Source organism: Kerstersia sp., assembly GCF_052103615.1.
Classification (GTDB): domain Bacteria; phylum Pseudomonadota; class Gammaproteobacteria; order Burkholderiales; family Burkholderiaceae_B; genus Kerstersia.
In genome coordinates this window covers 550-12,138 of the sequence record NZ_JBQEKA010000091.1, presented here as the reverse complement: position 1 = coordinate 12,138, position 11,589 = coordinate 550, and the positions used below count along the sequence as shown (strand labels likewise).

Below are 11,589 nucleotides of genomic sequence, written 5' to 3'. Positions count from 1 at the left end.
CCCCGCCCAGTACGATCAGCAAAACCACTGCGGTGATGATACGAGTTCCCAGCATGAGTGTTTCTCCTGTCGCCGAGCTGGCGCTTATGGCTGCCCTGCCCCGGTTTCAGCCACTTGGGCGCTGGTCCGGCCAAAACGGCGTTCGCGTGTCGCGTACCAGTGGAATGCCTGTTCCAGCGAGGCCCGGTCGAAATCAGGCCAGAATTGGTCAGTGAAGTACAGCTCGGTATAGGCGAGCTGCCAGATAAGGAAATTTGAAATGCGCTGTTCGCCGCCGGTACGGATGAACAGATCCGGCTCAGGCGCCCAGGCCATGCAGAGATGCTTGGAAATATCGTCTTCCGACAGCCCTTGCCGCGGATCGCGTCCTGGTTCCAGCATCAGCTTTTGCGCCGCCTGAAGCACGTCCCAGCGGCCGCCGTAATTCGCGGCCACGGTCAGTGTCAGTTTGCTATTGTGTTCGGTACGCGCCTGCGCGGCGTCGATCAGCGCGCGCAGCTTCGGATCGAAAGGCGAGACATCGCCCACAATGCGCAGGCGCACGCCCTGCTCTTGCAATTTATCGACCTCGCGTTCCAGCGCCTGCATGAACAAGCGCATCAACAGCGACACTTCTTCCGCCGGGCGGCGCCAGTTTTCCGAGCTGAAGGCAAACAGCGTCAGATACTCCACGCCGGCCTGACCGCAGGCCTCCACTGCCCGCCGTACGGCCCGGACACCTTTTGCGTGGCCGGCGGTACGAGGCAGATGCCGTTTGGTGGCCCAACGTCCGTTGCCGTCCATGATGATGGCGACATGGCGGGGAATGGCACCCACAACGGGTATGGCCTTGGTAGTACTAAATGTCATGACAGAATCTTAACAGCGCCCTGCGAGCGCGTCCCATGGCTTAAGGTAAAACGATAAAGCCGATGCGCAGCCAGCCCCCGGGTTCCGTGAAGATCTGGCGCGCTCGCGGGCATTACCTCAGACCGTCATGATTTCCGCTTCTTTCTGGCTGACCAGCTTGTCCACTTCGGCAACAAAGCGATCCGTCAGTTTTTGCACATCATCTTGCGCACGGCGTTCGTCGTCTTCGGAGATTTCCTTGTCCTTGACCAAACGCTTGAGCGCATCGTTAGCTTCACGGCGCAGGTTGCGGATGGCAACCTTGGCGTCTTCCGATTCACCCTTGACGACTTTGGCCAGATCGCGGCGGCGTTCTTCCGTCAGCGCGGGCATGGGCACACGCATGCCTTCGCCCAGCGCCTGGGGGTTCAGGCCCAGATCTGATTCACGGATCGCTTTTTCCACCACAGAAACCATGCTCTTTTCCCAGACTTGCACATTCAGGTTGCGCGCATCGACAACCGTGACGTTGGCAACCTGGCTGACGGGAACCATCGAACCGTAGTATTCCACCTGCACATGATCCAGGATGGCGGCGCTTGCGCGGCCGGTGCGGATCTTGGACAGATTGGTCTTCAAAGCCTCGATGGACTTCTGCATGCGGGTATCAGCAGATTTGCGGATGTCGGAAACACTCATGTCTCTATTCCTCTAGTCAAGAGCACCGGCACGCGGCAAGGCACGGCGGCGCCATATCCGGCAAGGAGCCTGCGGCTCCTGTATTGAAATCGGCCTGGCGCCCGCCCAGCCCTGAAGGCAGGCGGGACACCAGGCCGGGCATCAGACGTGTACCAGCGTACCTTCGTCTGCGCCGCTCACGGCGCGCTTGAGCGCGCCCGGCTTATTGATCGAAAAGACCTTGATAGGCAGTTTCTGGTCACGGCACAGCGCAAATGCCGTGGCGTCCATCACTTCCAGACGGCGCACGATGGCTTCGTCAAAGCTGATGGTTGCATAACGCGTGGCATTGGGGTCTTTGTGCGGATCGGCGGTATAAATACCATCAACCTTGGTCGCCTTCAACACGGCTTCCGCGCCAATTTCAGCGCCGCGCAAGGCAGCCGCCGTATCGGTGGTGAAGAAGGGATTGCCCGTGCCGGCCGCGAAAATCACGACCTTGCCTTCTTCGAGGTAGCGCAATGCCTTGGGGCGGATGTAAGGCTCAACGATCTGGTCGATGCGCAGTGCCGATTGCACGCGGGCGTCAATGCCACGGTTTTTGATGGCATCTTGCAAGGCCAGCGCATTGATCAAGGTCGCCATCATGCCCATGTAGTCCGCCGTCGCGCGGTCCATGCCTTGCGCGCCCGGTGCGACACCACGGAAGATGTTGCCGCCGCCAATCACGATGGCCAGCTCCACACCCATGGAAACCAGTTCAGCGATTTCCTCGGTCATGCGAACGATGGTGGCGCGATTGATACCGTAGGCATCGTCGCCCATCAGCGCTTCACCGGACAATTTAAGAAGAACGCGTTTATATGCTGTACTGCTCATCACCATGACTCCCTGGAAGCGGCTCGGCGGAATTTTAGCTTTGTTTGTGCAAACGCTGCCCTGGGGCAGCGTGGAATTTTACGGCTGGCGACAAATTCAGTCAGAAAGGCGTGTCGGCCTTGCGCTGAATGTGCCTGATGACTCACTGGAACCGCCGTCCGGCCCAGGCTTGGCAACATGCCAAAAAAACAGGCTGCCGCCCGGCGCGGGCGCACCGGATCGACAGCCTGTCGTATTGCTTAACCCTGACGGGCAGCGGCAACTTCAGCGGCGAAGTCAGTCGTCTTCTTTTCGATGCCTTCACCCACCACGAACAGCGTGAAGCTGTTCACGGCGGCGTTCTTTTCCGTCAGCATCTGAGCAACGGTCTGCTTGTCGTTCTTGACGAACACTTGCGACAGCAGCGCCACTTCCTTCAGGTACTTCTGGATGGTGCCGTCAACCATCTTGGCAACGATTTCAGCCGGCTTGCCGGATTCGGCAGCCTTCTGTTCGGCCACGGCACGTTCCTTGGCAATCAGGTCAGCCGGCACGCCTTCGGCGTTCAGAGCCTGCGGGCGGGTCGCGGCGATGTGCATGGCAACATCCTTGCCCACTTCGTCGGCGCCGTCGAACTCAACCAGCACGCCGATACGGCCGCTGTGAACGTAGCTGGCCAGCTTGTTCGGGGTTTCTTTGCGGACAAAGCGGCGGATCGTGATGTTCTCGCCGATCTTGCCGATCAGGGCAGTACGCACGCTGTCAACGGTTTCGCCATTCAGCGGCAGAGCCGAAAGAGCGTCCACGTCGGCGGGATTGTTGTCGGCCACCAGTTCCGCCACCTTGGCGACAAAAGCGACGAAGTCGTCGTTCTTGGCCACGAAGTCGGTTTCGCAGTTGACTTCCACCAGCGCGCCGCGCTTGGCGTCAGCCGAAATGTTCAGGCCCAGCAAGCCCTCGGCGGTCACGCGGGAAGCGGCCTTGCCTGCCTTGCTGCCCAGCTTGACGCGCAGGATTTCTTCAGCACGGGCCAGGTCGCCAGCAGCTTCCGTCAGCGCCTTCTTGCATTCCATCATCGGGGCGTCGGTCTTTTCACGCAATTCTTTGACCATCGCAGCGGTAATTTCAGCCATTTCTACTCCAGATTCGATTGATTGATCCGGCTCTCGCGGAACCGGCGCCAGCCCTGCCCGTCAGGCCGGCGGCCCGCCTCCCTCAGAACAAGGGAGGCGGCGTGACAGCAATTAGGCCTCTTCCGAGCCTTCTTCCTGCACTTCGACGAATTCTTCGTCAGCTTGAGCCACTTCTTCAACCAGGCCGCTCAGGCGCTGTTCACGGCCGGCCAGCACGGCGTCGGCGATGACTTGCGAGTACAGGGCGATGGCGCGGGCGGAGTCGTCGTTGCCAGGAATGACGTAATCCACACCGTCCGGCGAGTGGTTGGTATCGACCACGGCCACCACCGGGATGCCCAGGGCGCGCGCTTCGGCGATGGCAATCTTATGATAGCCAACGTCGATGACAAACAGAGCGTCAGGCAGGCCGCCCATATCCTTGATGCCGCCGATGGACTTGTTCAGCTTGTCCAGTTCGCGTTGGAACAGCAGGCCTTCCTTCTTGCTCAGGCGCTCCAGGCCGCCATCGGCTGCCAGGGCTTCCATTTCCTTCAGGCGCTTGATCGAGGTCTTGACGGTCTTGAAGTTCGTCAGCATGCCGCCCAACCAGCGGCTATCGACGAAGGGCGAACCGCTGCGCTCGGCGGCTTCAGCCACCAGCTCACGCGCGGCGCGCTTGGTGCCGACGAACAGCAGCGTGCCGCCCTTGGCGGACAGCTGGCGCACGAACTTTTCGGCTTCCTGGAACTTCTCAACCGTCTTTTCCAGGTTGATGATGTGAATCTTGTTGCGATGGCCGAAGATGTACTGGGCCATCTTGGGGTTCCAGTAGCGGGTTTGGTGGCCGAAGTGGACACCGGCTTCGAGCATATCGCGCATGCTGATGGACATATGAATCTCCTAGGGTTTGGACTGGCGCCGCACCTGCACCACGCGCCCCGTGGCGGAATCCGCCGAAATGAGGACTGCGCAGCACCCTGGTGGTACGACACGCGATTTCAGAACACTTTGCGGTATTTGCCTGGCAAACACCGCCGCCCGTTCTGATGGAAAAATTGGGCAAGCCCGCTATTCTACTATTTTTCAGGGCCTTGCTTCAAGACGAAATTGGCGGAAAACTGTCAATACCATGTGAAATTATTGCCGCGGCAACACTTCATCCAGTGAATGGGCCTTCAACACCTGGCTCAGGCCGTGCTGCAAGTCTTCCTGGCCCGCTTGCTGCAAGCGCTCCCTGGCTGTTTCCGGCAAACGGCCAAAGCGCTGTTCCAGCAAGCAGCGCAAGGCGTCACGCATGCCTTCGGCCTTCCCTTCCAGACGGCCCCGGCCGATGGCGACTCTTTCGATGCTGGTAATGTATGGCATGTTGGATCCCCCTGCCTGGCTGTCGATGTGGTTCATGGCGCGAACAAACTGGATTTCCTGTTCAGGAGGCAAGCCCAAGATGCCATCCAGAAAAGCAAACAGACGGCGGAAATCCAGCCCGCCATAGCCGTGGCGATATAGCTGGCGCAGCAAACGGACTTTGTGCTGCAGACGGTCTGATGGCGAATCCTGCCTGGCCGCGGCTAATTCCGCCTGAACAAGCAATGCAAATGGATTGTGCGCGGCCAGCGCCGCCAGCTCGGCGTCACGGTCGCGCCAGCCCTGCAAATTTAACATTGGCAGAGAAAAATTCAGGCTCAGAAAATTCTTCCCTAATGGCTCATAACAATAGGCCAGCCTGTCTTGATCTGGTCGGCCGCGCGTGACGATAGCCAATTGCACAATAGGCTGGTCCGGGTATGTTTCGCGCAGACGCACAAAGTACTCAAACATGCGGCCGGCGAAACCGGCCTGCAGGCGAGCCTGGACTTCCATATGCACCAGCAGGCATATCCGCTCGCCCTGAAGCAGTTGCACCGATGCCAGCTTATCGACATAGCGCCGGTTGCGGCCTTTCGACAAGGTCAGCGCCTGCAACTCTTTATCCAGAAATTGCGGCGGCTGACGCCAATCTATCAAAGCATGCAATGATGGCCAGAACAGTTGCAGGCATGGCTGGAAATAGACGTCCAGCGCATCCTTCCAGCGGCCATCCGCATCAGTTCTGCGCCTGACGGGCAGCAACTGGCGGCTAGCCGGGCCAGCCGCCACTCGCGCGGCCAGGAAACGCTGGCCAGACATATCAAGCTGATATTCGGCTTCCCCTTCATTTTCCGGATCGGTTACCCGGTGCGCGCACACGGGGTGCTGATCCAGCCAGCACCAGGGAACAGCCGCAGCCGCCAAAAACTGGTAGCGCTGCAAAGCCGACCATAAACCATGGCGGCTAAAAAACGCGGGGTCGGATATTGCGGCTGCTTGCATGGCAAACCCTGAAACACGGAACCTCGTCAGCCTAGCTGCACAGCACAACGCCGGCTATCCCCGCAGTGATCAAATCGGCACACTTTGCTGCGCCCAGCCCGCCAGCCATCCAGCCATCAGGACCTGTGGCATTCATCGCTGGCGACGGCAAGGGCCACAGGGCGCCAGCAAATCGCAACGGCACGCGGCGGGCATCAAACGCCGCCGCGTGCCGCTGTCAGCACGGCTCAATGCCGGGCCTTTTCAAGCGGCGGACTAGTTGCTGGTGTAGTTGTATTTCTCCACCGCATTGCATGCCGCGCCGCTGAGGGTGGCGCCCACGCTATACAGCTGCTCCGACCAGATCGACGTCAGGTACAGCGTTTTACCGGCCCCCTTGATCAGATTGCTGCTCAGGCACTCCGTTGCCAGCGTGCCGACCTTGGCGGGAAGTGCCAACGAGACATCCACTTCCACCAATTCCTGGCCGATACGGTCATTGAAGAACAGGCGGTTGCCATCGAGCACCAGCTCTACCGGCTGCACCGCAGGGATGTCCGTCACTTTGGTCAGGACATATTCCTCGTTGATAGGGTCATAGGCGCTGACATCATAAATATACAAACCCGCGCCGAATGCGCTTGCCGCCGTGGCGAAGGCGCTCTTGTAGGCCGCCAGCGTCGCCGCATCAGGCGCGGCCGGCACCGTCATCAGCTCGTCCGGGTCCCAGTCGCGGCTATTCAAGGCATAGATACGCGTCGGTTCACCGCTGGCATTTTCCTGCACCACCATATTCAGGAAACTGACGGGTTTGGTCGGCGCGCTGCCTGTGGCGAAACTGAAGTCCACGACATCGTCTGGCGTGCCGTTATTCAGCGTAATGCGCCGGAAGCCACTGCCGCCCGTGTAGGTCGCATGAGGGGTGACATAGATCGCGTGGCCAGTCGTCGCATCGGCAATGAGCGGCGCAACGCCGGGATTCAACAGATTCGTTGCCCCATCCACCGAATCGGGGCTGAATTTTCTTAATTGAAGTAGCGCGTTAGCGTCATTGATATCCTCTTCATTGCCACGCAAGGCAGCAATGACCTTGCCGCTGTCCGGGCTATATTTGATCAGCCTGCTGCGGGTGATCTGCCCCACGGCCAGGGAATCCGGGTTGCACACGCCGCTGGCGTTGGCCATCGTTCCCGGCACATTCAGGTTCCAGCGCAAAATCTTGCCCAGGAACGTCAGGCCGCCAACCAGTTCGCCGCGGCTGGCAGAATAGTCCATGCCATGCAAAGGCTGAAGGAAGGCTGTCCAAGTGCTGGCATCCCAATCGGGGCGAGCCGAATTAACAGGACGAGGTTGGGGACCAAACTCCTCCAAAATTTCCACTCGATCCAGGAAGATCCGACGCTCGCTGGCAGTCGGCAATGCATAAGGCGCGCATGCCGGAAATGCCCATACTTGCGTCTGGCTGGCATCGTTGGCGCCGTCCGGAATGCGCAAGAAGGCGGGATAGCCGGTAATGTCATACGCAAAGCCCTCTTCCGTATTCGGTGCTGGCTCAAGAACATTGTTCTGGTCCAGCCGCGGAGCCGTATTCCCCGGATCATCCGTGCGCGTCGCAAAAAACGCGACATAAACAGCATTCCCCATGCCATTCCCGACTTCGCTGCCCACGTGCACCATTTGGTAAGGCTTGTCAGCCGGCTTGGCGCCGGAATAGACCTTGCCTACCTTGGTGATGCCTGCCTGGGCGCCACCCGCCGCCAGCAAGCCCGCCAACACAGAAAGCACCACTGCCTTGTAATTCATGACCTTCATGATGACTGCTCCAGAGAGAGAAAACACCATGCCGGGAAACAGGCGGGCCTGACTCCGTCCGCCGACGGGACTGCGGCTGCTGCCATGGCATCCGACTGATATCCGTCAGGCGGGGGGATGCCGATATAGATAAAAATAACAATGAGTCGTATTTTTATCATTTTATAAGCCTGAAACATTCGAAGACACTGATACAGGGCAGGTTATTGAAGGATTTACTTTAATAAACAAACCTTGCTGCCAGAAGCAGGCTTGGCGGCCTCAAGCCTGCTTTCCATGCACCCCAAGGTTGGTTGGAACGTCCAATAAGAGGTCAGTCGGATCCCACCACAGGCATATCCCTGGCGTCAGAGCCGAACATCAGGCCATACGCGATACCCTTTGATTCATCGTTCGAATCCAAGTAATAGCGATACGCCATGACGGCTTCGTTGGCGTCGGTCAGGAACAAGGCGGAATCGGCATGCCCGCCCTCTCCCCAGCCGCTGGTGAAAGAAAAACCGCGATTGCCGCCCGCTTGAACCCCCTGATGGTTACGAGCATAAAACGCACCGTTTTCATAGCCGTAGGCTTGAACGCCCGCAGTCCCAGCCGGGTTGTCACTATGCCGGCAGGTTTGCACTGAGTGCGTCAACGCAAAATCGTTGAATGTCAGATTGGTGAATCTGTAGCCCGTGACTTCGCCGGTTACGATCAACCCGCGCACAATCAGATGCGGCATCTCGCGGCGAAACTCAGCGGCGTTATCCATGTTGTAACCAGGCAGAAAATCTCCGGTTTCCCTATTGCGGTACACCCCATCTACATAGAAATAGTCTTCGCATAAGAAGTAAGCCTGCCCTGCAACACCTTGCCAGGCCATGACGTCTCGCGGCAAATACGCATATCGGTTGATGCGCGTTGGCCATCCGGTACGGGTTTTCATCGGCGCAGCATTATTGGCGTGTGCAAGAGCGACATAACTATTTCCAGACGTAAACGTCCTGGCCCATGGGCCATCTGCCTGCTGCCAGACGGCATTCTGTTGCCCATGGGCGGCCGGTGCGCTCTCCAGGGCGATGCCCCTGCCGGATTTGCCGCCTACCTTGTCATTCAGATGAAAGGCATAGGCGATCACCAGGCGGTTATCTGCATCCAGATAGAAATCTGCGTGGCCCGAGAGTCCATTTCGATTGAAATTGCCCTGGGCATCTAGCGGACTTTTCAGCGGTGTGCCTATGCCGCTCAGCACGGCATATACAGCGCCATCTGCAACCTCGAAGGTCAAATCCAGGTTGGTCGTTATCCGATTGCAGGTATTCATCACATGCCGGACATCCTTGGTGCTACGTCCTAGCCGCCCGGCCGCATCCAGTTTACGCAAGCTATCGTGCAACAGAAAGGTGGTATTAGCATCCAGCAGGCCGTCCATTTCAAGCGGCCAGTCACTCATCATGGTATCCAAGTCGCACACGGCGAACGCCACATCCTTATAGGCCACGCTGCGTGTTACCCGGCGGAACTGACCTCTCTCATCCTGTGGCCGGAACCAGGCCAATTTGTTGAAGCGCCGTGCCGCCGCGTAAGGTTTGCTGCTGCCGTCTGCCTCCAGGGAATGCCAGTGAGGCGTTCGGGTAAAGTCGGTAGCCACAATTTCACCGGGCGCGTTGGTACGCAGCCCCACATGGTTGCCTGAAGCATCACGGTAGCGGTAGAGAGCCAGCAAATGACCTTGCCGGTTATGGAAGAGGCGCACTTTGCCAGACGCAGCGGCATCCCCGAAGCTGCCGTCCTCTGCAACGTCATAGCTTTTTTGCTGGGCGATGATGACTTGAGTACGCTGGTTGCTTACCTTCACCTGCAATGCCATCTCATTGCCGGGCTGGCAACCGTCCAGCGCACGCGCCAGACTTGCATCAGCGACAGCCGCCGCCTGCGGCGCCAGTGCCTGAGCATAGCGCAGATAAAACGCCTGATTATCCGCCAGCGCAGGCTGGCCAGGATCCGCCACCAAATGGTTAGCCGGCTGGCTGCAGACAACATACGCGATATCAGCAATTCCCTGGGCATAGCTGGCATCGCTCCCTACGGGCAACAGCGTGGGCGACAAGGGTTCCATGGCGTGTTCCAGCATATAGCCCAATGGCTGCCGGTCAGCATCCAGCACCGGGTGATAATCCAGCAAGGTGCGTTTCAGCTGCGCATTCCAGGATTGATAGCCACTGGTATAGCGATTACTGACACCGGTGCTCTGCGCGCCCTGCCCTTGGTCGAACAGCACGACACGCCCGAATTTGCTACTGCCCCTATCCAGATAATGCATAGAAATGACTGCTGCCAGCTGGCCGCTTTGCGGATGGCGGTAGAACTGTACATGACCGCTATTCTGGCCGCGGCTTTCATAGCCGTAGCTGCCTGAATAACGGCCATTCGCGTCTATGGCATAACTGCCGAATTTCAATACACCAGCAACACTGGTAATGCGGCGGCCAAGGTAACCGCTGTCTTCGGTGCTTAAGGCCGCGGCATCGTCGCAACTGACCAGCAAAGGGTCGGCCAAGATAAAGTCTGGCGGCAAGTCGCCTGCGGCAATCGGCGGACCATAGGCCAGTATGGCATTCTGCTTGGCCGTCGCCGAGTTGACGCGTGTACTGGATCCGCACAGGGTATAGATCAATCCCGACAGCCCGGCATATTCCCGGACGCCTTCCACCTTACCGCTACCAACCTTTGAAAATTCGATTGGACGCCCTGGATCTTCTTCGTCGAAGCTGAGTTCATAAGAGCGCGCCACACCCTGGGCATCGTAGAGATCCCTGGGTTCAAAGACACTGTGCCAGCCCTCATATTGCGAACTTTCAATGGCCAGATCGTTATTCTCTGGGTCGCTGACACTGCAAGCCGCCAACATGCTGCAGACCAGCAGCATGCCCACGGATCGTTTGAAATTTGGCCGCAAGCGGGCCTTGTCGCTCATGCAAGGCATGAGGGAAAGCCATACAGGCGTGCCAAGCCGCCGGGCACGCGACCGCACACGCCCCGGCAGGGAAAGATGAACCATTTTGTATTCTCCGTGCATCGCCGCTGGAACCGCCTTGGCAAACGGCGCGCTGACGCCGAAAGGCCGATGCCTTCCGGCCTGCGTCTGCTTAGTGCGCCCGTGGCACCAGCCTGCCTTGCTCCAGGCTCAGCGTAGGGTCATAACGCTTGTTCAATTCATTGGTCACGGATTGCATCCAGTGCCTCGCAGAGCCGAATGTCATCGAATTGCTTCTCCCGGTATAGGACCAGACGGCATTTTTGGTATAAGTTGCCAGACTGGATAGATTCGAGACGTCCGCCGCCTCATCGGCCGCCCATTTTTCCTGTATATCCGTATATTTTTTTGCCACTAATGAAATATAGTGATCGGTGTTCGGGTCTTGCGCAGCATTCTCAATATATTCATTCAGAAAGGCCATGCCTTCCGCCAGGCTGGGATTATTGATTGTTGTATCAGTTGGCACATTGATGACAAGCCAATCATCTTCCTTCCACTGAACCAGGCATTGCATACTTTCAGTACGCACATTGGGCACCTTGCTACCTTTCTTCGCAATGGAAAAACGATTCTGACACATCAAAGGGTAAGTTTCGTTTATTTTCATCAATACGTCAGAGTCGTAAATCATGAAGCCCGTGTAAACAGAATCCCCCAGATCGAAACTATTTCCATTGCTGCCATAATAATTGGTACTCCAGTCGCCCTGAGTAAAGTAGCGCCCACTCAAAGAATAGCCTCCACGTAAGTTCTCAGATGCATCAGTTTTGAATAAAACAGCCTCATCAATTGCCCAGCCGTCCCGATATACACTAGGACTCCGTGATATTTGCCTTACGTCTTGCGACAGGATAATGAAAGGCAAATTCAGGTGAATTTCATTCACCCCTTCGGATTCATTTCGTTTTCTTTGAACACGTGGATAACCCACTAGTATGGCACCGTAATCTG

9 protein-coding genes are annotated in these 11,589 nt (G+C 57.8%); all 9 read right to left on the bottom strand.

All coding sequences use genetic code 11. The features are described from left to right. Positions 1 to 84 precede the first annotated feature (84 nt). Positions 85 to 849: a polyprenyl diphosphate synthase gene (gene uppS / locus ACTJGZ_RS14045; RefSeq protein ID WP_441663529.1), complete on the bottom strand. Its 765-nt coding sequence runs from the start codon at positions 847 to 849 to the stop codon at positions 85 to 87. Positions 850 to 966: 117 nt separating this feature from the next. Beyond that, positions 967 to 1,527 (bottom strand): ribosome recycling factor, encoded by a 561-nt coding sequence (gene frr, locus ACTJGZ_RS14040; protein ID WP_441663528.1) that lies wholly within the window; start codon positions 1,525 to 1,527, stop codon positions 967 to 969. Between the two features lie 141 nt (positions 1,528 to 1,668). Further along, positions 1,669 to 2,385 (bottom strand): UMP kinase, encoded by a 717-nt coding sequence (pyrH, locus tag ACTJGZ_RS14035; protein WP_441663527.1) that lies wholly within the window; start codon positions 2,383 to 2,385, stop codon positions 1,669 to 1,671. Positions 2,386 to 2,624: 239 nt separating this feature from the next. Then, positions 2,625 to 3,497, bottom strand: coding sequence for a translation elongation factor Ts (gene tsf, locus ACTJGZ_RS14030; RefSeq protein WP_441663526.1), 873 nt, complete (start codon positions 3,495 to 3,497; stop codon positions 2,625 to 2,627). A 111-nt stretch (positions 3,498 to 3,608) separates the two neighbouring features. Next, complete coding sequence (gene rpsB / locus ACTJGZ_RS14025; RefSeq protein WP_278859588.1) at positions 3,609 to 4,370, bottom strand: 30S ribosomal protein S2; 762 nt, start codon at positions 4,368 to 4,370, stop codon at positions 3,609 to 3,611. Positions 4,371 to 4,616: 246 nt separating this feature from the next. Continuing rightward, entirely contained in the window at positions 4,617 to 5,828 is a 1,212-nt protein-coding gene (locus ACTJGZ_RS14020) for a hypothetical protein (RefSeq protein WP_441663525.1), read from the bottom strand. 255 nt (positions 5,829 to 6,083) lie between these two features. Further along, positions 6,084 to 7,619 (bottom strand): hypothetical protein, encoded by a 1,536-nt coding sequence (locus ACTJGZ_RS14015; RefSeq protein WP_441663524.1) that lies wholly within the window; start codon positions 7,617 to 7,619, stop codon positions 6,084 to 6,086. A gap of 313 nt (positions 7,620 to 7,932) precedes the next feature. Then, positions 7,933 to 10,584, bottom strand: a complete 2,652-nt coding sequence (locus tag ACTJGZ_RS14010) for a hypothetical protein (RefSeq protein WP_441663523.1) — start codon at positions 10,582 to 10,584, stop codon at positions 7,933 to 7,935. 163 nt (positions 10,585 to 10,747) lie between these two features. Continuing rightward, on the bottom strand, positions 10,748 to 11,589 hold an 842-nt coding region (locus ACTJGZ_RS14005), incomplete at its 5' end, for a hypothetical protein (RefSeq protein WP_441663522.1).